Here is a 21790-nt window from a genome sequence, read left to right as displayed (position 1 = left end):
GTTGACAGGACCTTGCGCGTCGGTCCAGGTCAAATGACAGACGCCCAAGGCCACTTGCACGCGCGACGCGTTCGGGACGAAGAAGCCGTGGATTCACATCCCGCCGCCCCGACAGCAGGGACACAGGTCAGAGGCCACCTCCTCGCTGGAGTAGGCGGCCTCTCCTGATATCCGGGAGCCATTGCGCGGGGGAGTCGGCGACGGCGGAGCCGGAGTCGGCGAAGCAGGACTCATCGGTCAGGCTGTGCGCGTCACGCCTGTCTCGTGCAACCCTTCAGCCCCCTGGGTCGTCTACGGAACTGTCTGGACCTGTCCCAGGGGGAAACGCCGCCATGTCTCTGCAGCTCCGCACCGTCGTCGCCATCGCAGCCGCAGCCGCGCTGACCGGGGGCATGCTCACCGCCGTCACCGCGGCGCCGGCGGTCGCCGCCCCCGCCAAGTACGCCGACGACTTCAACGGCGACGGACACCGGGATCTCGCGATCGGCATGCCGTACAAGACCATCAACGGCGCCCCGGCCGCGGGCGGCGTGATCGTGACTTTCGGCTCCGCAACCGGTCTGACCACCAAGCGGGTCGGGCTCAACCAGAGTTCGACCGGGGTTCCGGGGACGCCGGAGGACGGCGACCGCTTCGGCATCTCGATCGCCGGCGGCGACCTGGACGGGGACGGATACGCGGACCTCGTCGTGGGCGCCGACCACGAGGGGGTGGGCAGCAACGAGGGGCAGGGCAGCGTGACCATCCTCTGGGGCGGCACCAAGCCGTTCACCAGCAGCACCACGACCGTGGTGACCGACCCGCACCCGTGGCAGGCCCACGGCTGGGATGTCGCGGTGGGGGATTTCACGGGGGACAGCGGTGCGGACCTCGCCGTGATCGAGTCGGAGTCCGTCGCCGTGTACGAGGGGGGTTTCGCCCGCGGAAGCCAGCCGAAACCGACGTACACCGGCCTGACCGGGCCCGGGGGACAGCTCGGCAACAGCGAGGCGGCCGTGGGCGACATCAACGGGGACGGCAAGGACGACCTGGCCGTGACCGGACGCGACTCCGGGTACGACCGACCGGCCGTCGACGTCTTCTACGGTGCGGCAGGAAGGCCGCGGACGGGGCCGCGGGTGACCGGCGGTGGCACGGCAGTCGCCCTCGGCGACATCAACGGGGACGGTTACGACGACATGGCGGCGTCCCTCACCTGGCCCGAGTACTACTCCGCCGCCGATCCGAGCGCCGGCGCCGGTTATGTCACCGTGCGGTACGGCAGCGCGTCCGGCGTGGGCGATCCGGTGGTCATCCACCAGAACAGCGCCGGCGTGCCCGGCGCCAACGAGGACGCCGACGGTTTCGGCAGCTCGCTGGCGATCGGCGACATCACCGCTGACGGACGGGCCGAGCTGGTGGTCGGTGTCAACGGCGAGGACCTCGGCAGTACCAAGAACGCCGGCGATGTGGCGGTGTTCCGCGGCTCCGCCTCCGGGGTGTCGATGTCCGGGGTCGTGCGCATCTCCCAGGGCACCACCGGGGTGCCGGGCAGCCCCGAGACCGATGACCTCTTCGGCGGCCAGGTCCGGCTCGCCGACTACAACCACAACGGCAAGGCAGACCTGGCCGTCACGGCACCATTCGAGAACGGCCGCAACGGAGCCCTGTGGACCCTGCTGGGCACCTCGTCCGGCCTCACCGGCTCCGGTTCCAAGGTCTTCGGCTCCGACGACTACGGCCTCGCGAACGGATCGCGGCTCGGGGAGTCGCTGCTCGACTGAGCCGGGCGAGCGTTTCCGGTTCGAGCGGCCCGGCGGACTCGCGCGGCCGGCTGTCCTACCGTTCCTTCTCCAGCCCCGACCTCAGCTGCACGAAGCCCAGTTCGGCCGCCCGCGCCGCGTCCTCGTACACCTCGTCCGCGCTCTCCCCCGCGTCGATGCGCCGCCAGTTCTCCAACGCCAGGATCCGCTGTACGGCGATGATCTGCCCCGCCGCCAGCCGGTCCGGTACGCCGTCGCCCAGCGCGCGGGCGAGCGCCGCCTCCGAGCGGCCCTGGTATCCGTACATGCGGGCCACCAGCGACGGTGTCCCGTACAGCATCCGGTGGAACGCCAGCACCTGCGGGTGATCGCAGAGCCCGGTCACCGGGTCGCGGCGCTCCAGGCCGTCCAGGAAGTGGCGGCGCAGGGCGTCGAGCGGCGATTCGTCCTGCCCGCGGGCCGCGACCACCCGGGCCGCCTCGTCCTCGTGGTCGGCGAACCGGTGCAGCGCCAGGTCCTCCTTGGCCGGGAAGTACCGGAACAGCGTCGGCTTGGAGATGTCGGCGGCGGCCGCCACCTCCGCCACCGAGACCTTGTCGAAGCCCCGCTCCAGGAACATGGCGATCGCGGCATCGGAGACCGCCTGGTACGTCAGCTGCTTCTTCCGTTCACGCAGACTGATCGGTGCCTGCGCAGCCGGCCCGGTTCCGGTGTTCTCTCCGCTCATGACCATGAAGGGTACGCCCTTGACCTCAACCGGACTTGACGTCCGAGAGTGGTCGCACGGGCGCCGGACAGGCCGGCCGCCCGGCGACGGAGAGGTGTGATCCGCATGCGTGTGGCGCTGGTCAGGGAGCTGGGCGGCCCGGCGGTACTGGTTCCGGCCGAGATGTCCGACCCGGTGCCGGGGGCCGGCGAGGTGGTGATCGACGTGAGCCACGTCGACACGCTCTTCGTGGAGACCCAGATCCGGTCGGGAGCGTTCACCGACTACTTTCCGGTCCAGACCCCGTACGTACCGGGGGGCGGGATCGCCGGGACGGTGCGCATGGTCGGCGAGGGCGGCGACGCCGGGTGGGCCGGCCGCCGGGTCATCGCCTCCATCGGCTTCACCGGCGGCTACGCCGAGCAGGCGGCGGCCTCAGCCGACCACCTGGTGCCGATACCCGACGGACTGGGTCTGCGCGAGGCCGCCGCCCTCGCGCACGACGGGGTGACGGCCGCCGCGCTGATGGAGGCGACCGCCCCCGGCCCCGGCGAACGCGTGCTGATCCTCGGCGCCTCCGGCGGCATGGGAACCCTCCTCGTGCAGCTGACGCACGCGGCCGGCGCACATGTCGTCGCGGTGGCCCGCGGCGACCGGAAGACGGCGCTGGTACGGGAGCTGGGCGCCGACGACGTGATCGACGGAGCGGACGCGGAGTGGGTGGAACAGGCGCGTACGGCCCTGGAAGCAGCGGGCGGCCCGGCCGATGTGGTCCTCGACGGGGTCGGCGGTGCCATGGGAGCGGCCGCCTTCACCCTGACCGCCGACGGCGGCCGCTTCTCCGCCCACGGAGCACCGACGGGCGGCTTCGCCCCGATCGACCCGCAGGAGGCGGCGCGGCGCGGCATCACGCTGCGCGGCATCGGGGACGTACAGCTGACCGACGCGGAGTACGTACGCCTGGCCGGACACGCACTGGGGGAGGCAGCGGCCGGACGGCTGCGTCCGGTGATCGGGCACGTCTACCCGTTGGAGCAGGCGGCCGAGGCGCATAAGGCGATCGAGGAGCGCGGCCTGCTGGGCAAGGTGCTGCTGAGCACACGGGAGGAGTGACCGGTCGGGGCCGGGGAAAACGGGACGCAGGAGAACGGCACCGGACTCCCCCGCCCATCCCGTCCTGCGCCCCTCCCTGCCCGCCCTCGGACCGGTGCCTCAGGCAGTACGGTCTACGCCCGCCGGTTCGCGGCGAACCAGTGGACGTACGCACCACCGACCTCCTGGACCGTCGGCACGCGGGGCAGCCCCAGCGGCTCCGCGGCCGATGCCAGCACCTTCCGTATCCGTCGGGCCGCCTGCGACAGCAGCCGCCACTGCGGCTCCGGTCCAGGACCCAGGGCCAGCGCGGTGCGGATCACATCCGTGTAGACGGACTGCGCACGCTTGTACGCCAGAAGTACCGGCAGGTCACGCTCCCATCCGTCCGAGCTGCCGGGCCGGGCGCACTCGACCGCGTCCCGCCAGATCGCCGCGATCCGCCCCTGCTCCGCCGCCGGGTAGCGCATCAGATGAAGGTGCGTCGCCAGGTCGTACAACGGGTCGCCGAACATCGCCAGCTCCCAGTCGATGGTCCACAGATCGCCATCCGGGTCGACGATGAAGTTCTCCCGGTGCAGATCACCGTGGATGAGGGCGAACGGGCGCGGCGTCAGCCCGCCGCCCACCCGCCGCAGCCGGTCCAGTCCGTCGTCGCGGAGGCCGAGTTCCCGGAAGAGGGAGCCGTAGCGCGGTGCGTGCCGACGGTAGACCTGGTGCTCGGTGAAGTGGATCAGGCGCATCAGAAAGGCGTTGGAGTCGTCGCCGGGGCCCTCGGGCCACCGGCCCTGCCCCGGACCGCCCGCCCGGCTGATCCGGTCGGGGTCGACCGAGACCAGTTCGCGGAACAGCAGCCCGAGTTGACGCACGTGGCGCGCCGACAGCGGTCGCCCGGGAGGGCAGACCTCGCCGAGTGTCCGCCCCTCGATGAATGTGTAGAGGGAGACCGCCTCGCGCTCGACGACCGCGGGGATACGAGTGATGCACCCCTGAAGGGCCCGGACGAGTTCCTTCTCCGAGGGGAACCAGCGGAGATCGAACCAGAACAGCCCCGCCCGCGGATCCCGGCACTTCCACCAGGTCTGCGCGGTCGAGCCGCCGCCCGCCGGAAGCGGAAAGGCGTACGTCTCGTGGTGGTAGCCCTTCAAAGGGCCCACCAGCAGGCTCTCGTCCGGGACGAGCGCGGCAGCACGCATCCGCGCCTCGGACACCCGCGCCGGAGGCACCTGGGCCTCGGCCGCCCGGTCCGACGGCTGCGCGGCGACGGAAACCGGGAGCGCCGTCACGGGAGGGCCCGGCCCGTCGCGGCTGCCGTGTGCCTGCCGCGGGCCCCGCAGCCCGGTGCGGCCAACTCGTCGCGATCCATACAAGGAAGGTACAACTTCCTGTTGTACTACCGCACTTGTGCCGACAGCCCGTTCGCCGCATCGGCGAGTACCTGCATCGAGTCGAGGACGGGAACCGCTCCGCCCCGCGACAGCGCCATTCGCTTCTCGGGCTTGCGGTGGAACCCGATGAAGGGCATCCCGACCGCGTTCGCGGCCTGCCAGTCGGTGGCCGAGTCGCCGATCATCAAGTGCGCCGCGACCCCGGCCGCAGAGTCCCGCATGACCTCGTTCAGAGCCCATGGATTCGGCTTCATGAGCGCAGCGTCCCCCTCGTTCCTGCCGATCACCGAGGAGGGTGCGAAGTACTTCGACAGCGACTCACGCTCGAGGTAGCGCTTGATGGCGTCAGGGTGATTGTTGGACGCCACCGCCAGCCGCCGGCCCGCTCCGGCCCATGCCTTCATGAACTCCGTGGCGCCCGGTGTCGGCTCCGCATGCTCGGCCGACTTGATCTCCCAGGCGGCGAGGACACCCTGCATCTCCGCGGCGGCCGAGCCCCACGCTTCGGACTCGACGCGGTGGGCGGCGCGCTCCGCATAGCGGCTGAAGATCGCGTGGGGGTCGGTGCATCCGCGCACCTCGTCCACTTCCAGACGGTGCGATGCGGCGATGTCCAGCAGCTCTTCGGCGATGCGGCCGGCCACGCTCTCCTTGCCTTCATGGCCACCGGCGAAGAGCCGGGCGACAGGTCCGTCGAAGTCGAGCACCACGCAGGTGGCGCGGGACAGCAGGTCCGTCGCTCTCTCGACGGACACGGCCGGCAGGGCCGTCTTGCTCAGGGGAGACGCAGGGGTGGTCGTGGCGTGCGGCACGATCAGAAATCCGCCCTTGTGGCTAGTTTGTCCCAGTTCGAGTCAAAAAATGCCTGAAACGTGCGCACAATGCCGGCTTGGTCGGGTGTGGAGTCGGCCGAGGCGCGATACGGAAAGAGGGTGGCCCCCGTACCGTAGGCGTCGTAGATCGCGACTTCCTCACGGTCCGGAGGGAGCGGGATGGTGCCCTCTTCGGTCACGTAGAAGCCCTGCAGCGCCAGTCGGCGGTTCAGAATGTACAGCTTCATCTGCGGCGCGAACGGCACCAACCGCACCTCGACATCGACTTCGGGCACGAACCCCTGGTAGCGGAGTTCGAACAGGGCCTCCCGGAGCATGGTCGCGTGGCTCTGCAGGATCCCCTTCAGCCGCCGCCGCACCCGCGGATCGTCCGTCCCGTCCACCGGGCGGGGGATGGCGAGATGAGGGAAATCGCAGTCGGGGAGCATCAGCCGGGCCGTGATGCTGCGGGGCGGCCTGATCTCCCCGGTCATGATGCGGTTCTTCTGGTCCGACACCCGGGCCGCCAGCGACTCCGTGGTCATCGAGAAGACATCGAGCTTCACCTGCGTGGCCTCGAACGCCTCTTCCAGGTAGGGCTTCAGCAGCACCGGAGGGACGCGCTCCGAGACGACCGCCCACACGTCGTCGCCGTCGTCGTCCCCGCCGTCGTCACCGTTCTCGACGGAGGGACTGTTGCGCTGCGGGACGACACCGGACTTCGGACCTTCACTGACGAACGTCCCACTGCCCTGCCGGGTGACGATCAGCCCCTTGCTGCTGAGCAGCTTCAGCGCCTCTTTGACCGTCGCACGCGAGACATCGAAACGGTCGGCAAGCTGCTCATGTGTGGGCAGCCGGTCGCCGGGCCGCCACACCTCGCTGTTGATCCCTTTCAGCAGCTCATCGGCGATCCGCTTGTACTGATGCGCGCTGTTTCCACCTGGCACGGGTCCATGGCTCGTCACCTCTCAACCATACAACTACCAGCCACACAACAAGAGATGGAGCTCGCAACCAACTGAATCGTCATCGCACGGTCATCAACTTACCTACACAACCGGACAAGTTTGCGAACTCCACTCCACTGGGAACCATAGCCACAGGCCAACCAGTCAAATTCATAAGGGAGTTGACTGGTTGCCGGGAGTCACAGGTATCGCGTCCGAGCGGCACAAAGGCGTGCGTGCGCAGACGCCCCTTCACCACCGGAGGAGTGACCGCCATGCCATTCATCACGCTGGGACTCGAGCAGTTCGTTCAGTGGAAGTACGGCCTCATGGGCACGGTGGGCTTCACCCTGCTGACCCTGGGCCTCAAGACCGGCAGCCCCAACTGCGCGGGGGCGGGAGCACTCATCCTCGCGCTGCTCCTCGTCCCGACCGATTCCTGATCAGAACACGTCCGGGCACCAGGCCCGCCGCCCCGCCCGGAACGCCCCGTCCGCCACCGCCGCCGCACCCGGCGTGAGCTCCTCGACCCGGCCCAGCGCAGCCAGCCGCAGCGCCGATTCGTCGCCGAGGCAGAGCGTCCCCAGCTCCCGTACGTCCAGGGCCAGGTCAGCGCTCCGCGTCGTCGGTGCGCACGAGGCACCGTCCGGGAACGCGTCCAGGCGGAAGCGGCCGCCGGCGAGGCCCGCCGGGTCGTGGATGTCCAGGGTCAGGGAGGCCGGGGCCGCGTAGGTACGGGACTCCAGGGCTCGTACGACGTCCAGGACCCGCACCCACATCCAGTCCGCCTGCGTCACGATGCGGGCCGCGCGCGGGTCCGGGAGGAGGAGGGGGAGCAGGTCGTCGGGGGCACGGTGGCCCGATCGGACCGTGGTGATCCAGTCGATCGAGCAGACGAAGTGCCACAGCGCCCGTTCCGCCGCCGGGGTCTCGGCGATCAGGCCGAGGACGGACGCCCGGTTGAGCGGCTGCTTCGCATCGCCCCACTTGTCGTCGGCGCGGTAGACGAGCAGACCGTCGGCCTCACCGTGCGCGTTGCGGTACACCGCGTGGAACGGTTCCGTCCATGATCCCGGCACGGGCACGTCCTCGCCGGTGTTCAGCTGCCACCAGCGGTCGCCACGGCTGACCACGCCGTGCTGCCGGGCCCGCAGCCGGTCGTGCAGGGCCGGGCCGAGTTTGCGTACCTCCGCGCCGTCCACCAGGTCGATCCGGCCGCCGCCGTCCGCAGCGGACGGGCCAGACCAGCGCGGGTCCAGGCCCGCCCGGGGGACGTCGATCTCCCACTCGGTGGTCCAGGCGGCCGGGCCGAACCCGTACCGCCCGTAGATCGGGTACTCGGCGGCGATCAGCGTGGCGACCACGTCACCGCGGTCCTTGGCCGCCGCCAGGTCCGTGGCCATCATCCGGCTGAGCAGCCCGCGCCGACGATGCGTGGGCGACACCGTGACGTTGGTGACCGCGTCGGACGGCACCCTGGCGCCGCCGACCATCGTCAGCTCCTGCGCGAACGAGCGGAACGTCGCCACACAGCGGCCGGCGTCGAACACCCCTCGGGTCCGGGCCAGATCCATGTGCGGGAGGCGGCTCGCGACCTCCCCCTCCGTCACCGTCGGCGGGCGCAGAAAGCCGGTGTTCACGGCGCGCAGCCAGCCGGGGAACTCCGATGCGGTGACGGGGCGGACCTCAAGGCTCATGCCCCCACGCTAGGCATGCGGTCCGTGGAATGTCGCCCGGTTTTCCGCTGCCACGGAGCCGGTCAGAAAGCCGCCCGGATCTCGCCCACCTCCGCGCTGCCGCCCAGCAGCGGCGCCCGTCCGATCCGGTCCACGACCGGACCGTCGATGCCGAGCAGTTCCAGCGCCCTGGCCAGCACCGGACCGAGTGCCCGGCCCCCGCCGTCGGTGATCTTGAATGCCAGCGCCCGGCCGTCCGGCAGCGCCACCGCCTGGACCGCCTCCGCGCCCATCTTGGAGAGCGTGCCCGGCACCTCGCGCATCAGCCAGGTGTCGGGCCGCCGGGTGCCCGCGACGTACTCCGGGTGGGCGCGCATCGCGTCCGCCACCCGGCGCTCCGCGGTGCCCTCCTCCGCCCGCACGAACGAGCGGAACGCCCGCGCCAGACCCACCAGGCTGATCGCCATCAGCGGCGCCCCGCAGCCGTCCGTACCGACCGCCGCGACAGGTTCGCCCGCCGCCTCCTCGACCACCTGGTGGATCAGCTGCTGGAGCGGGTGCGCCGGGTTCAGATAGGTCGCCCGGTCCCAGCCGTTGAGTGCGCACACCGCGAGCATGGCGGCGTGCTTGCCGGAGCAGTTCATGGTGATCCGCTCGCGGACCTGGCCCGCGGCGAGATACGTCTCCGCCTCCGCCGGGTCCAGCGGCAGATCGGGCGGGGTCTGCAGATCCTCGGGCGTCAGTCCGTGCTCGGCCAGCATCTTGCGTACGAGGTCGAGGTGGAACACCTCGCCCGAGTGGCTCGCGGCGGCCAGCGCCAGCCGCTCCCCGGAGAGGTCGAGCCCGGCCCGCAGCACGGCGGCGGCCTGCATCGGCTTGTTGGAGGAGCGGGGGAAGACCGGCGCGTCCGGGTCTCCGAGGGTCCGCTCCACACTGCCGTCCGCTGCCAGCACGACCAGGGAGCCCCGGTGGTGGCCCTCCACGAAGCCGGACCGCACGACCTCGGCCAGAACGGGAAGGGCGGGGCCGGCGGGCAGCGCGGGGGACGCCGGGGATATGAGAGGTGTGGAGGTCATGGGGGGGGCGGCCTTCCGGGCGGGGCGAGTGACCGGCCCCGCCCGGAAGGATCGCTTCAGGCGAGCAGGTCGTCTACTTGTGCTTCCCCATCACGGTACCTGCGGGCGATCTCGGCGCTGCAATCGTCAGCGGTACGTTGCAGCTGGTGACGGCGGCGGGAGACCTGCCGCTCGTAGCGGACGAGCCGCCCCATCGCGCTGTACAGCTCTTCGTCCGTGCGGGCGTCGAGGTCGGAGAGTTCGACCTCGGCGAGCGTCTCGGCCGCCAGCCGGCGGAACTCGTCGCTGCGCGGTGTGGTGAGCGTGACATGCCGGGCGGAGGAACGGTGCCGGGACGGGGTGTCGGTGAGGATCTCGGAGAGCCGGTCGACGACCGGCGTCTCGGGGTCCCGGCGGCGGGCCAGCTCGGCCCGCAGGATGTCGATGCGGCCCTGGACCAGACGGCGTACGTAACTGAGGTCGGCCTCGTCGCGCTGCGAGTCACGACGCAGGTTGCGCAGCTCCGCGAGCCGGAGGGCACCCAGCTCGGGCGGTGACTGCCCCGGCAGGCCCTCGTCGATGCCCGGACCGGTCCGTTGCACGGGTGGTCGCATGGCGCCGGCGGTGGTACCGGTACTGGTTGTGACACGCGTGACCGGTACGGCACCGGCTGGCTGCCTGGCTCCATATGTACTCATGCTTTGTCCATCCCCTCGACCGGTGCGTCGGCACACCGCCTCCGTGCATCGTGCCATTCCGTACGGTGACTACGCAGGTGCTCTGTACCCGTTCAGCCCAAGATAGGTTGGTCTGTATGCGTGCAGTGATACAGAGGGTGTACGGCGCGAGCGTCACGGTGGCCGACGGCGCGGGCGACGGAAGCGGGCCCGCGGTGGTGGGCGAAATCGTCGGCGAGGGACTGTGTGTGCTGGTCGGAGTCACCCATGGGGACACCGTGGAGAAGGCGGCGCAGCTCGCCCGCAAGCTCTGGTCGGTCCGCATTCTGGAGGGTGAGAAGTCCTGCTCCGACGTGAATGCACCGCTTCTGGTGATTTCGCAGTTCACTCTCTACGGGGACGCCCGGAAGGGCCGCAGGCCCACCTGGAACGCCGCGGCACCCGGCGAGATCGCCGAACCGCTGGTCGACGAGGTGGTGGCGCAGCTGCGGGCGCTGGGGGCGCATGTGGAGACGGGCCGGTTCGGAGCGGACATGCGGGTCTCGCTCACGAACCATGGCCCGTTCACCGTCCTGGTCGAGGTCTGAGCGGACTCCGGCGGGGAGCCGGAGGCGCGCGCAGAAGCCCGCGGAAGATCTACGGTTCGACGACCGTCTCCTGGGCCGCAGCGGTGTCACCCGCGAGCAGTTCCGCGTCCACCGCCACGTTCCGCTTGACCAGCGCCAGGGCGATCGGCCCCAGCTCGTGGTGGCGGGCGGACGTGGTGATGAAGCCGAGCTGGCGGCCGTCCGCCCCGTCCGCGGCGAGCCGCACCGGCGTGCCGTGCCCGGGCAGCAGCACATCGCTGCCGTCCAGGTGCAGGAAGACCAGCCGGCGCGGCGGCTTCCCCAGGTTCTGCACCCGGGCCACGGTCTCCTGACCGCGGTAGCAGCCCTTCTGGAGGTGGACGGCGGTGCCGATCCAGCCGAGCTCGTGCGGGATGGTGCGGTGGTCGGTCTCGAAGCCGAGCCGGGGGCGGTGTGCCTCGACGCGCAGCGCCTCGTACGCCAGGATGCCGGCCACCGGGCCGTGCTCGGCCGCGTACTTCTCCAGGTCGGCACGGGGCAGGAACAGATCGCGGCCGTGCGGCGCCTCCCGCACGACGACGCCTTCCGGCACCTCTTCGATCGAGCCGGCCGGCAGGTGCACGACGGCGAAGTCCTCGGTACGGTCGGCGACTTCGACCTGGTAGAAGAACTTCATCGACTCCAGATAGGCGACCAGTTCACCCTGGGTGTCCGGTTCGACGTGCGCCCACACCGTCTCGCCGTCGTCGACGAGATAGAGGGCGTGCTCGATGTGCCCGTTCGCGGTGAGGATCAGCGCCTCGGTGGCCTGTCCGGGGGCGAGTTCGCTGACGTGCTGGGTGAGCAGCAGGTGGAGCCAGGCCAGCCGGTCGCTTCCGGTGACGGTGACGACGCCACGGTTCGAGAGGTCGACGAGGCCGGTGCCGTCGGCGAGGGCACGCTGCTCGCGGAACAGGTCGCCGTAGTGCGCGGCGACGCCTTCGTCGCGGCCTTCGGCGGGAACGGCGCCGGGCAGGGACAGCAGAGGGCTCTTCATGCGACCAGCGTACGACTCGATTTACTGCTCGGAACCAGGAGCAGGGGCCGGTCCGGCCGCCGCCGCCTTCGCCGTGCAGTCGGCGCAACGGCCGAAGATCGCGAAGTGCTTCATATCGGTCTCGAACCCGAATGTGTCCCGCAGCTTCATGGTGAACTCGGCAACGACGTCGACATCGGCCTCGATGACATTCGTGCAGTCCCGGCAGACCAGATGGATGTGGTGATGGCGGTCGGCCAGGTGGTACGTCGGTGCCCCGTGCCCCAGATGGGCATGGCTGACCAGCCCCAGCTCCTCCAGGAGCTCCAGGGTCCGGTAGACGGTGGAGATGTTCACGCCGGACGCCGTCCTGCGCACCTCGCAGAGGATGTCGTCCGGCGTCGCGTGTTCCAGTCTGTCGACCGCTTCCAGGACAAGCTGCCGCTGCGGCGTCAGCCGGTAGCCGCGCTGCCGAAGGTCGCTCTTCCAGTCGGTGCTCACCACAGGCCCAGTGTAGGACCGGACGAGCACCCGCCCGCAGGCCGCACGACTACTCGGCCGTCCGGGTGCGTGCGGGTGGTGCGCCTACTTGAAGAACGCGATGCCGTCGTCCGGCAGGTCGCCGAGGCCCTTGGCCATCTCCTCGACCTCTTCGGGGGTGACGACCTTCTTCAGGTGCGCCGACATGTACGGGCGCAGCTCCACCTCGGGGGTGGCCTTCTCGCCGACCCACATCAGGTCGCTCTTCACATAGCCGTAGAGCCGCTTGCCACCGTTGTACGGGCCGGAGGCCGCGGTCCGGGCCACCGCGTCGGTGACCAGGTCGATCTGCGGCTTCTGGTGGGCGAGCTCGCCGTACCAGATCTCGATGACGCCCTGGTCGCGGACCATGACGACCTCGACCTTGCGGTCCTTGTCGATGCGCCAGTAGCCGGACTCGGACTCCAGCGGCTTGACCTTGTTGCCCTCGGCGTCGAGCACCCAGGAGTGCGAGACGTATTCCAGGAAGTCCCGGCCGTCGTGGCTGAAGGAGACTTCCTGGCCGAAGTTGCACTTCTCGGCGCCGGGGAAGTCGGACACACCCGCGCCCGTCCAGTTGCCGAGCAGGAAGGCAAGCGGGACGAGGTCCGGGTGGAGGTCGGACGGGATCTCGATCATGAGCGGCTCAGACGATCTGTGAGGGGGTGATGAGCGGTGCGGACGCGGGTCAGCGCTGGCCCTGGTACAGCTTCTTCACGGTCAGGCCGGCGAAGGCGAGAACACCGACGCAGACCAGGACCAGCAGGGTGGAGAAGAATGCCTCAAGCACGGGAGCTCCTCGGACGAGCGATAACGAGCGGTATGGCGGCAGTACAGGGCCGGGCCCCAGCCTAATGGGTAGGGGCCCGGCGCGATGGTTCGGGGCTTGCCGAGGAAGCGGGGCTCCCCGGCGTGCGGATCAGCCCAGCAGCTGGTTCTGCAGGATCAGCGTCTGGTGGAACGGGACGCGTTCCGTACCGGCCTTCCCCTTGCGGGACTGGACGACGAGGGCGAGCGTGTCGCCGGAGAGCACATATCCGTGGCGGACCTGCTCGGAACCGTACGGCTTGTCCTCGGCGTACGCGTAGGTCGCGGTGTTCTCCACCCGCCCGCCACTCGACCAGGTCTCGTCGAGGTCCGTTCGGGGCGACCCGATGAGCTGAGCACCGATGGACGTGTTGTCGGAGATCTCGTCCCGGAACGCCTCGGCGAAGGCCGTCGAATTGAACTGGAGCAGATAGATCCGGGACGAGGTGCCGTCCGGCATGGTCCAGCCGCGCGCCGTGATGTGCCGCAGCGCGGAGTCCTTCAGCACCTGTCCCAGCTCGGCACGCTTGCTCTTCTGGTAGACGGAGAGGTACTGCGCCGTGCTCACCCAGCCACCGGCGAGTTTCTTGTCCGCCGTTGCTCCGGCCGGGGCCGGCAGCAGCAACTTCCGCACGTCCGCGTGGTGGACCTCGGCGACATTGGCCTCGTTGAACGGGCGCGGCGAACCGGCCGGCAGCGCGGGCAGGCTGAGCTCCGGGTAGTCCCAGCGCCCGTCGCCCTCGGTGGCCAGGCCCGGTACGTCGGTACGCTCCATCGAAGTGATGCCGAGGGCCGTACCGGTGCCGAGACCGCCGAGCACCAGCACAGCGGCGGTCCAGCGGGCGACGGCCCGCAGGACGCGGCGGGACGACTTCGTAGCCGGTACGGACCCCGCCACCGCAAGTGCCTGCCCGGGGGCCGCCAGGGGCTCGGCGGCCGGGACGGGCTGCGTGGCCGGCACGTCCGTGGCCGGGACGGGCTCGGCAGCCGCTGCGGGCACCGCTCCCGTCGGCGGAAGCTCCTGCTCCGGGACAGTGGGCTCCTCGGTCGCCGCGGTCGGTGTCGCCGTCTGCTCGGTCATACGTACTCCCCCGGGGACTCGATGTGGTCGAGCTGGTCCTTCACAAGATCGGCGACGGCGGACGCGCTGAACGGCTTGGTGCCGTACGCGTCGACGGTGAGGAACAGCTCCCCGTCGTACGCGAAGCAGGACAGGGCGTCGAGCTTCACCTTGGTCTGCGGCTCCCGGAAGCACCTGGCCTTCTTGTGGCCCTCGATCTTCGGCCCCTTGCGGAAGCCGCCGACGCTGTCCATCAGCTCCGTCTGGAAGCCGAACATGTCGTGGACAGCCCTCTTGTCCTTCATCTTCACGATCTGGATCTGGACCGTCAGATCGTTGTCGTCCGAGGTATACGAGCGCTGCGCGATGCCCTGGAGGTGGAGCCGGTCGATGCGCTGGTCCAGTTCGCGGCGCTGCTTGCCCGCGATCCCCCGTCCGCCCTCCTTCATCTGGGCCGTGGCCTTCTTACCGCTGATCTCGTCGTCGTTTCCGTACTCGCCCATGTCCGGGCCGAGACGGTAGTTCTCGGGGACCGGCAGCAGCAGCTTGCTGAGCTCGGTATCGGCCCTGCCCCGGCCGATGTCCCCGGCGGGGTCCTTGGCGGGCTTGTGCGCGCCCTGGCTCCAGACCTTGGTGGTGACCGTGCGGTCGGCGCTGTCCACGGTGACCTTGGTGTAGGCGGCCGCACCGCCGACGGCGCCGAGGACCAGGACCGCGGGGAGCACGGCGAGCACCACGCGCCGGGCCCGGCCCTTCCGGGCGGGAGGGACCGGCTCGGCGGGAGGGGCCGGCTCGGCGGGCGGGGCGGTGTCGGTTGTCATGTCGTCGTCGTTCACAGCCGCTCCAGCTGTCGCTCGGCCAGGGTCCGGATGTCCTTCTTGCTGATCGGCGCGGTGTCGAAGATGTTGATGTCCAACATGACGTCGCCGCGCTGGGCGATGGCCCGTGCCTGGTAGACGGGCAGGTAGCCCGGCTTGTTCACAGCCTTGTACAGGAAGTAGCGGCCGTTGCCGCTGCCCTTGATCGGATCGCCCGCGTTGCCTGCGCCTTCCTTGGCGTAGGGCATGTAGTCCAGCTGGTCGTTCGCATGGTCGGACGCCCCGAGCTCTGCGCCGGAGCGGAACTGCACGAGGCGGATGCCCACACCGCGGTACTGCCCCTGCAACCAGTTGGCGGCCGCTATCCGGCGGACGTCGGCCTCCGCGAGCGTTTCGAACATGTAGTCCTCGCTCTTGAACTCCCGCGCATATGCGTCAAGGGACATCCAGCCCTTGGTCGGGAACGGGAACCTGGCGTTGCGCGCCCCCGAGGGCTTGCTGACGAGCAGCTCGCGCAGATCGCCCTCCGTCTTCCGCTGCCGGTCCTGCGACACGGGCAGCGGGTCCGGGACCTTGTCCGCGGGCAGCGCCTTCGCCGGGTAGGCCAGGTTCGGCTGCGACAGGGCGGGCAACGGGGTCGGGGCGCGGTCGGCCTGCACGCCGTAACCGACGGCGGTGCCGCCGGCGATCCCGAGCACCGCGGCGGCGGCGATCAGCAGAGAGGTGCGACCACGCGGCCGCGGCTTGCCCGGCGTCGCCGGCGCACCGGACTCGGCCACCGGAGCGGGCGCGGGCTCGACGACCGGCTCGGCCACCGCCACCGGCACGGGCGCGGGCTCCACGACCGGCTCGGTCGCGGGCGCGACCACCGGCGCGGGCGCGGACGGCTCTACGGCCTGAACCTGCGCCTCGACCTGCACGGGCGGCTCGGCCGGCCCGTCAGGAATGGTGTCTTTCGGTTCCAAGAGGGTCCCCCCACGAGACCTGAGGCGCAGATTCCATTACCTGCGCACACAACTGACCCCTCGCAAGGGGGTGGGGTTGTACCGGCGGCGATTACAGTTCGGCATATGCAGAAGAAGCTCGTGATCAAGGTGACCGCAGGTGCCGACTCCCCCGAGCGCTGCTCACAGGCGTTCACGGTGGCGGCGGTCGCCGTCGCCAGCGGTGTGGAGGTCTCGCTCTGGCTGACCGGCGAATCCTCGTGGTTCGCCCTGCCGGGCCGCGCCGCCGAGTTCGAACTGCCGCACGCCGCACCGCTGCCTGATCTGATCGAGTCGATTCAGGCGGCCGGCCTGATCACTCTCTGCACGCAATGCGCCGCGCGTCGCGACATCACCGAGAACGATGTCCTCGAAGGCGTACGGATCGCGGGCGCCCAGGTCTTCGTCAGCGAGATCATGGCCGACGGCGTCCAGGCCCTCGTCTACTGAAGCAGCTGTCTACCGGCGCTTCTTGCCGTCGAGCTCGTCCCACCACTCGTCCGACTTCGGGTCGCCCGAGGGGTCGTCCCACCAGCGGTCCTCCGGCCCCCGCCGGTTGGCCACCATCGCCGCGATCGGCGGGATGACCATGGCGACCACGCACATTCCTATGGCGACGGGCATCGACCAGAGCCGTACGACGGCCCAGGCGGACACGAACAGGACGATGCATCCGCCCATCAGCAGGAAATAGCTGCGACGGCGCCGGGCGTACATAACTCAAGCGTAGGCCCGATCCGGGCGCACGCGAACAGCGCGGACGGCCCTGCGGACCGCACTGCGCACACCCCTGCGAGCACCACTGCGCCCGGGCCCGCGGACGCCACCGCCGAGACCACCGTGAACGGCGCGAAGGGCCGTACCCCGGTTCAGAAGGCGTCCAACCCCCTGGGGTACGGCCCTCCGGCCGGTCTGTGCCGCGAATCAGACGGCGATGGCCACCTCGGAGAGGCCACCGGTCTGTGCGACGACTGTGCGGTCGGCGCTGCCGCCCGGGACGAGGGCACGTACCGTCCAGGTGCCCTCGGCCGCGTAGAAGCGGAACTGTCCGGTCGCCGAGGTCGGGACCTCCGCGGTGAACTCGCCGGTCGAGTCCAGGAGGCGGACGTAGCCGGTGACGGGCTCACCGTCGCGGGTCACGCTGCCCTGGATGGTGGTCTCACCGGGCTTGATGGTCGAAGCGTCGGGGCCGCCGGCCTTTGCTCCACACATGGTGTTCTGTCCTTCTGGTCGGGGGTCGTGCTGGTCCAGGTCGTGCGGAGTTACTTGTTGGCGCCGAGCTCGATCGGCACACCCACGAGGGAGCCGTACTCGGTCCACGAGCCGTCGTAGTTCTTGACGTTCTCGACTCCGAGCAGCTGGTGCAGCACGAACCAGGTGAGCGCGGAACGCTCACCGATGCGGCAGTACGCGATGGTGTCCTTCGCCAGGTCGACCTGCTCGGCCTCGTAGAGGGCCTTGAGCTCTTCGTCCGACTTGAACGTGCCGTCGTCGTTGGCGTTCTTCGACCACGGGATGTTGCGGGCGCTCGGCACGTGGCCGGGGCGCTGCGACTGCTCCTGCGGGAGGTGCGCCGGGGCGAGCAGCTTGCCGCTGAACTCGTCGGGCGAACGCACGTCGACCAGGTTCTGGTTGCCGATCGCGGCCACGACGTCGTCACGGTAGGCGCGGATCGACTCGTCCTGGGCCTTGGCCTTGTACTCGGTGGCCGGGCGGGACGGGATCTGGTCGCCGTCGACCAGGTCGCGGGAGTCCAGCTCCCACTTCTTGCGGCCGCCGTCGAGCAGGCGGACGTCCTGGTGACCGTAGAGCTTGAAGTACCAGAACGCGTAGGACGCGAACCAGTTGTTGTTGCCGCCGTAGAGGACGACCGTGGTGTCGTTCCCGATGCCCTTCTCGGACAGCAGCTTCTCGAAGCCGGCCTGGTCGATGAAGTCACGGCGGACCGGGTCCTGGAGGTCCTTGGTCCAGTCGATCCGGATGGCGTTCTTGATGTGGTTCTTCTCGTATGCCGAGGTGTCCTCGTCGACCTCGACGAGGGCGACCTTCGGGTCGTCGATGTGGGCCTCGACCCAGTCGGCGTCTACCAGGACGTCACTGCGGCTCATTCTGTTCTCCTCCGGGGCAGTCTGCGGCGAGATGGTGCGTGATGCGAGATGTACGGGGGCGCAGTATTCGCGCGTACACACATGCACGGGGGTGGGCCCTGACAGTGGTCGAAGGGCCGGGAATGCGGGATGCGACGATCCCGCTCAGATGGTGCGACAGAGCATGGCGGCGATGCGGCACAGGTCTACTGCCCGCCGCTTCGTGAGATCCGCCTGTCGCTTCATGGGTCCGATCGTAGGGACGTACGGGCGGGCATGTCACCGTTGTGTCGTATATTGAGACACGATCGTCCACAATGCGGGACGAGAGCAAGCTTGCCGCGCCGCGCGAACCGGACCGGGGCCGATCGGGCCCCTCGGTCATCTACGGGTCGGACGCGTCCGTCTCATTATGTGGCGCAGCGACTGTCTGGGCTCCTGCCCAGCCGCGGCACGCCTTACGTATCGGACCGCCTATCCGCCGAGCGGGATGTCCGAACCCGTCACGGAGATCTCCAGGCCGTTCTTCGTAGGCTCGATCCTCTGCAGCTTCAGGCCGTTCGGCAGGGCCCCGATCTCCCGCTCGAAGTCGGTCTTCCTGCGCACCAGGCCCTCGAGGCCGGGGATGCCTTCACCCGGCACCTTGTCCGCGTGCACCCGGATGGTGTGGCCGTCGACCAGGGTGACGGTGGAGGTCACGCTGCGCGTGAGCGTGCGGCCGAGGATCTCGACGGCGCCGGTCACCTTCACCTTGCCGTTGCCGCCGTACTGGACGACGACTCCGTCGTCGGCCGCGTGCGTCAGGTCCTCGTACGAGACGGTCGCCGTGCCGGTGGCCCGGGCGGCGGTGGCGCTGGAGAAGCCGTCGGCCAGCGTGACGTCGTGGAGTTCGGCGTTCATCTCGCTGATCCGGATCCTGCGGCCGCCGGCGTCGGTCTCGATGCCGGTGAGCTTGATGTCGACCTCGTCGAGCGCGGATCCGGCGACCTGCGTCAGAAACGGGAAACCCTTGATGGAGATGTCCGTCGAGTCGACCGTGGAGCCGCTGATCTCGACCCTGCCCTCGGCCTCCGACTCGGCGAAGTACACCGCCGCCCGGTCGACGGCGATGAAGATGCCGCCCAGCACCACCACCATGACCAGCAGTATTCGCAGTGCGCGCATGCTTGTTCTTCCCCCACCCTGCATCCGATCCGGCCGGACCCGCCTGGTGTCCGTGAGCCTACTGCGGCTGCACGGCACCCCCGGGGTGATCGACGAGCCGGGTCCCTCCCCGGTTCCCGGGCCGATACACAGGTACCGGCCCGGGACACGCCGGGGCGTGTGGGGCGCAGGGGTCGTGCCGGGTCAGGAGAGGGCCCGGCCGATCAGATAGACGGCGGGCGCCGCTGCGGTCAGCGGCAGCGCCACGCCGGCGGTCATGTGCACAAAACGTGACGGGTAGTCATAGCTGGCCACCCGCAGCCCGATCAGCGCGCAGCCGCCGGCCGCGAGCCCGAGGAGGGCACCCTTCGCACCGAGGTCCGTGAGCCCGCCTGCCGCGGCACCGGCGCCCGCGGCGACGAGCAGCGCCAGCACGACCGAGACCGGCCCGGGCAGCGGCAGCGCGCGGGCGAGCACGGCGACCGCGACGGCCGCACCGCCCACCGTCACCGCGTCCGGCACCGCCGCGAGATGCCCGGCGGCGAGGATCGCCAGGGCCGCCGAGGCGACGGTGGCCATCAGCCCGTACATCCGCTCGTCGGCGCCCGCGTGGCTGCGGAGCTGGAGGACGACGGTGAGCAGCACCCAGATGCCGAGGGTGCCGAGGATCGCCGCAGGGGCGTTGGCCCGCCCTGCGGCGAGCAGCACGACATCGGCGACGAACCCACCGGCGAAGGCGAGTGCGATGCCCTGCCGGGCCGGCCACATGCCGTTCAGCCGGAACCAGCCCGCCGCGGTCACGGCCTGGAGCAGCACCAGCGGCACGAACAGGGCGTACTGCCCGATCGCGGCCCCGAGGGCGAGCAGCAGCCCGAGACCCGCGGTGATCGCGGCCGGCTGCATGCCCGGCGCGATGATCGGCGAACGGCCCTCGGCGCGGGCGCGCTGGGCATCGGTGACACGGCTGTTGCCCAGAGTGGTGGGCGCGCTGTAACCGGAGGTGTCGGGCCCCGCCGCGGTGTCCGGGGTGACATCGGCCGCGGCCGCCTCGGCAACCGCGACGGCCGGGGCCTCGGGGGGCAGCGGATACGAGCCCGAGGCGCCCTGCGGAGTGGGACGGGCGTCGGCGGCGGCCGTGGCGACCGGCTGCTGCGGCTGCGCCGGCCGGACCGGGTACGGCTGCTCGTAGTGCTGCTGGGCATACGGCTGCTCGTACTGCTGCTGGTCGTACGGCGGCTGCTGGTACTGCGGCTGGTGCTGTGCGGGCCGGACGGTCGGCTGGTACTGGGTGTCCCAGGTCTGCCCCTCCCACGTCTGCGTGGCACCGGGGTCCTGGAACGCCTGGTTGTCCGGGTCGTACGGGGCCTGCTGCCCGTACGACTGCTCGCCGTACGTCTGCGGCCCCTGCCCCTGTCCGTACGCGTGCCCGTACCCGGCCCCGGACTCCTGTCCGTACGGCTGCTGCTGATCGCTGCTGGTCATGTTCTGCGGTTCACCCTCCTGCGAACGGCGGGAGCACCTCGACCGTGCCGCCCTCGGCAAGGCGTACGGTCTCATGGCCGCGGGTCCCGACGGGGTCACCGTCGATCAGGAACGAGCATCGTTGCAGCACTCGGGTGAGCTCACCGGGGTGCCGCTCACGCACCGCGTCGAGCGCCTCGGCGAGCGTCGCAGCCGCGTACGGCTCCTCCGCGGTTCCGGCGGCCGCCTTGGCTGCGGCCCAGTAGCGGATCGTTCCCGCTGGCATGGCGGCGCTCCCTTCGTCTCGCGTCAGCTGTCCATCATGAATCACGCGGCGACCGACCAGTCCGCGATACGGGTGAGCAAGTTCTCGTCCGCTGCGTTCTCGGCATGCCCCATGCCCCGCTCCAACCACAGCTCGGCGCCGCCCTGTGCCGCGTCCACCAGCATTCTCGGGTGGTCGAGCGGGAAGTACGGGTCCTTGTCGCCGTGCACGATCAGCAGCGGAGCCGGGGCGATGAGCGGGACCGAATCGACCGGGGAGAGCGGCATAGGGTTCCACTCCTTGTGGTCGATCCGCGTGCGGAAGCCGTACCGGCCGACCAGCCGGCCGGTGGGCCGGGTCACCACCCAGTGCAGACGTCGCATCGGAGCCGTACCCCGGTAGTACCAACGGGCGGGAGCACTCACAGCAACCACTGCATCCGCGTGCGCTTCTGTGCGCCCCCTGTGCGCGGGAACCATGCGGGGCAGCTGTTCCGTGGCCGCAGTCGTGCCCGGTGCCGTATACAGCGCGCCGTGCCGAAGCACTACAGAACCACCCATCGAGAATCCGACCGTAACCACCCGGCGGTGCCCGAGGGAGCGCGCCCAGGCCACCGCGGCGGCCAGGTCCAGCACCTCGCGGTCGCCCACCGTCGACCGCCCGCCGGACCCTCCGTGCCCCCGGAAGGAGAACGTGACCACGGCCGCACGCTGGGAAAACACACCCGCCGCGCGCCGCACGGCGGGCCGGTCCACCGATCCGGTGAAACCGTGCGCGACCACGATCGCCGTATCGGCGGCGGCCGGGTCGGCGGCAGGTCCGGCACCGGCCGTACACGGTTCGTACACCGCCTCGATCGACAGCCCGTCATCCGTCCGCAATGTCGTACGCCGGGCTCCCGGCGTGATCAAGCAAACAGAAGAACTCCGAAACGAACTCTCGGACACAGAACTCATGTGGGCTATTCT

At 70.3% G+C, this 21790-nt stretch carries 25 protein-coding genes; 5 read left to right on the top strand and 20 right to left on the bottom strand.

Annotated elements, in window-relative coordinates; genetic code table 11:
• Positions 1–332: 332 nt before the first annotated feature.
• Positions 333–1763: an FG-GAP-like repeat-containing protein gene (locus OHA03_RS15435; RefSeq protein ID WP_267004426.1), complete on the top strand. Its 1431-nt coding sequence runs from the start codon at positions 333–335 to the stop codon at positions 1761–1763.
• Between the two features lie 55 nt (positions 1764–1818).
• Here OHA03_RS15435 and OHA03_RS15430 read toward each other — a convergent pair whose 3' ends face one another.
• Complete coding sequence (locus OHA03_RS15430; RefSeq protein ID WP_267004425.1) at positions 1819–2475, bottom strand: TetR/AcrR family transcriptional regulator; 657 nt, start codon at positions 2473–2475, stop codon at positions 1819–1821.
• Between the two features lie 99 nt (positions 2476–2574).
• On the opposite strand from OHA03_RS15430, the gene OHA03_RS15425 reads away from it, so the two are divergent.
• Positions 2575–3561 (top strand): zinc-binding dehydrogenase, encoded by a 987-nt coding sequence (locus tag OHA03_RS15425; protein WP_267004424.1) that lies wholly within the window; start codon positions 2575–2577, stop codon positions 3559–3561.
• A gap of 113 nt (positions 3562–3674) precedes the next feature.
• On the opposite strand, the gene OHA03_RS15420 is transcribed toward OHA03_RS15425, so the two are convergent.
• The 3 genes from OHA03_RS15420 to OHA03_RS15410 form a co-directional block, all read right to left on the bottom strand.
• The gene (locus OHA03_RS15420; RefSeq protein ID WP_267004423.1) at positions 3675–4826 is read right to left on the bottom strand and encodes a phosphotransferase; all 1152 of its coding nucleotides are present in this window, start codon (positions 4824–4826) and stop codon (positions 3675–3677) included.
• Between the two features lie 107 nt (positions 4827–4933).
• Complete coding sequence (locus OHA03_RS15415; RefSeq protein WP_267004422.1) at positions 4934–5683, bottom strand: HAD family hydrolase; 750 nt, start codon at positions 5681–5683, stop codon at positions 4934–4936.
• Positions 5684–5742: 59 nt separating this feature from the next.
• Positions 5743–6690, bottom strand: coding sequence for a GntR family transcriptional regulator (locus OHA03_RS15410; RefSeq protein ID WP_267004421.1), 948 nt, complete (start codon positions 6688–6690; stop codon positions 5743–5745).
• A gap of 275 nt (positions 6691–6965) precedes the next feature.
• Between OHA03_RS15410 and OHA03_RS15405 the strand changes: the two genes are divergently transcribed.
• Positions 6966–7133, top strand: a complete 168-nt coding sequence (locus tag OHA03_RS15405) for a hypothetical protein (RefSeq protein ID WP_267004420.1) — start codon at positions 6966–6968, stop codon at positions 7131–7133.
• Here the strand turns inward: OHA03_RS15405 and OHA03_RS15400 are convergent, their stop codons facing one another.
• The 3 genes from OHA03_RS15400 to OHA03_RS15390 all read right to left on the bottom strand — a co-directional run bounded on the left by OHA03_RS15400 (position 7134) and on the right by OHA03_RS15390 (position 10119).
• Positions 7134–8387 carry a GNAT family N-acetyltransferase gene (locus tag OHA03_RS15400; RefSeq protein ID WP_267004419.1) on the bottom strand — a complete coding sequence of 418 codons (1254 nt, stop codon included), beginning with the start codon at positions 8385–8387 and terminating at the stop codon, positions 7134–7136. It lies immediately after the preceding gene.
• A gap of 62 nt (positions 8388–8449) precedes the next feature.
• Entirely contained in the window at positions 8450–9442 is a 993-nt protein-coding gene (locus OHA03_RS15395) for an asparaginase (RefSeq protein WP_267004418.1), read from the bottom strand.
• A gap of 56 nt (positions 9443–9498) precedes the next feature.
• The gene (locus tag OHA03_RS15390) at positions 9499–10119 is read right to left on the bottom strand and encodes an ABC transporter substrate-binding protein (RefSeq protein WP_267004417.1); all 621 of its coding nucleotides are present in this window, start codon (positions 10117–10119) and stop codon (positions 9499–9501) included.
• A 116-nt stretch (positions 10120–10235) separates the two neighbouring features.
• Between OHA03_RS15390 and dtd the strand changes: the two genes are divergently transcribed.
• Positions 10236–10685: a D-aminoacyl-tRNA deacylase gene (gene dtd / locus OHA03_RS15385; protein WP_030972156.1), complete on the top strand. Its 450-nt coding sequence runs from the start codon at positions 10236–10238 to the stop codon at positions 10683–10685.
• 49 nt (positions 10686–10734) lie between these two features.
• Here the strand turns inward: dtd and OHA03_RS15380 are convergent, their stop codons facing one another.
• The 6 genes from OHA03_RS15380 to OHA03_RS15355 all read right to left on the bottom strand — a co-directional run bounded on the left by OHA03_RS15380 (position 10735) and on the right by OHA03_RS15355 (position 15848).
• The gene (locus tag OHA03_RS15380; RefSeq protein WP_267004416.1) at positions 10735–11700 is read right to left on the bottom strand and encodes a folate-binding protein YgfZ; all 966 of its coding nucleotides are present in this window, start codon (positions 11698–11700) and stop codon (positions 10735–10737) included.
• 21 nt (positions 11701–11721) lie between these two features.
• Positions 11722–12183 carry a Fur family transcriptional regulator gene (locus OHA03_RS15375; RefSeq protein ID WP_267004415.1) on the bottom strand — a complete coding sequence of 154 codons (462 nt, stop codon included), beginning with the start codon at positions 12181–12183 and terminating at the stop codon, positions 11722–11724.
• Positions 12184–12264: 81 nt separating this feature from the next.
• Positions 12265–12837 carry an FABP family protein gene (locus OHA03_RS15370; protein ID WP_267004414.1) on the bottom strand — a complete coding sequence of 191 codons (573 nt, stop codon included), beginning with the start codon at positions 12835–12837 and terminating at the stop codon, positions 12265–12267.
• A gap of 280 nt (positions 12838–13117) precedes the next feature.
• Complete coding sequence (locus OHA03_RS15365; RefSeq protein ID WP_267004413.1) at positions 13118–14086, bottom strand: hypothetical protein; 969 nt, start codon at positions 14084–14086, stop codon at positions 13118–13120.
• Positions 14083–14901 (bottom strand): hypothetical protein, encoded by an 819-nt coding sequence (locus OHA03_RS15360; RefSeq protein WP_267004412.1) that lies wholly within the window; start codon positions 14899–14901, stop codon positions 14083–14085. Before OHA03_RS15360 ends, OHA03_RS15365 begins: the two co-directional genes overlap by 4 nt.
• Positions 14898–15848, bottom strand: coding sequence for a hypothetical protein (locus OHA03_RS15355; protein ID WP_267004411.1), 951 nt, complete (start codon positions 15846–15848; stop codon positions 14898–14900). Before OHA03_RS15355 ends, OHA03_RS15360 begins: the two co-directional genes overlap by 4 nt.
• Positions 15849–15953: 105 nt before the next feature.
• Between OHA03_RS15355 and OHA03_RS15350 the strand changes: the two genes are divergently transcribed.
• Positions 15954–16316 (top strand): DsrE family protein, encoded by a 363-nt coding sequence (locus OHA03_RS15350; RefSeq protein WP_267004410.1) that lies wholly within the window; start codon positions 15954–15956, stop codon positions 16314–16316.
• Positions 16317–16325: 9 nt separating this feature from the next.
• Here OHA03_RS15350 and OHA03_RS15345 read toward each other — a convergent pair whose 3' ends face one another.
• The 7 genes from OHA03_RS15345 to OHA03_RS15315 form a co-directional block, all read right to left on the bottom strand.
• Positions 16326–16583: a DUF3099 domain-containing protein gene (locus tag OHA03_RS15345; protein WP_267004409.1), complete on the bottom strand. Its 258-nt coding sequence runs from the start codon at positions 16581–16583 to the stop codon at positions 16326–16328.
• A gap of 207 nt (positions 16584–16790) precedes the next feature.
• Complete coding sequence (locus tag OHA03_RS15340) at positions 16791–17078, bottom strand: DUF1416 domain-containing protein (protein ID WP_030925040.1); 288 nt, start codon at positions 17076–17078, stop codon at positions 16791–16793.
• Between the two features lie 50 nt (positions 17079–17128).
• Positions 17129–17974 (bottom strand): sulfurtransferase, encoded by an 846-nt coding sequence (locus OHA03_RS15335; protein WP_267004408.1) that lies wholly within the window; start codon positions 17972–17974, stop codon positions 17129–17131.
• A 453-nt stretch (positions 17975–18427) separates the two neighbouring features.
• Positions 18428–19117 (bottom strand): DUF2993 domain-containing protein, encoded by a 690-nt coding sequence (locus OHA03_RS15330; protein WP_267004407.1) that lies wholly within the window; start codon positions 19115–19117, stop codon positions 18428–18430.
• A gap of 183 nt (positions 19118–19300) precedes the next feature.
• Positions 19301–20578: a hypothetical protein gene (locus tag OHA03_RS15325; protein WP_267004406.1), complete on the bottom strand. Its 1278-nt coding sequence runs from the start codon at positions 20576–20578 to the stop codon at positions 19301–19303.
• A gap of 10 nt (positions 20579–20588) precedes the next feature.
• Positions 20589–20843 (bottom strand): MoaD/ThiS family protein, encoded by a 255-nt coding sequence (locus OHA03_RS15320; protein ID WP_267004405.1) that lies wholly within the window; start codon positions 20841–20843, stop codon positions 20589–20591.
• A gap of 41 nt (positions 20844–20884) precedes the next feature.
• Positions 20885–21778, bottom strand: coding sequence for a S9 family peptidase (locus tag OHA03_RS15315; RefSeq protein ID WP_267004404.1), 894 nt, complete (start codon positions 21776–21778; stop codon positions 20885–20887).
• Positions 21779–21790: the final 12 nt, after the last annotated feature.

The organism is Streptomyces sp. NBC_00154, from assembly GCF_026342835.1.
In the GTDB taxonomy this organism is placed as follows: Bacteria; Actinomycetota; Actinomycetes; order Streptomycetales; family Streptomycetaceae; genus Streptomyces.
This window is presented reverse-complemented; position numbering and strand designations above follow the sequence as displayed.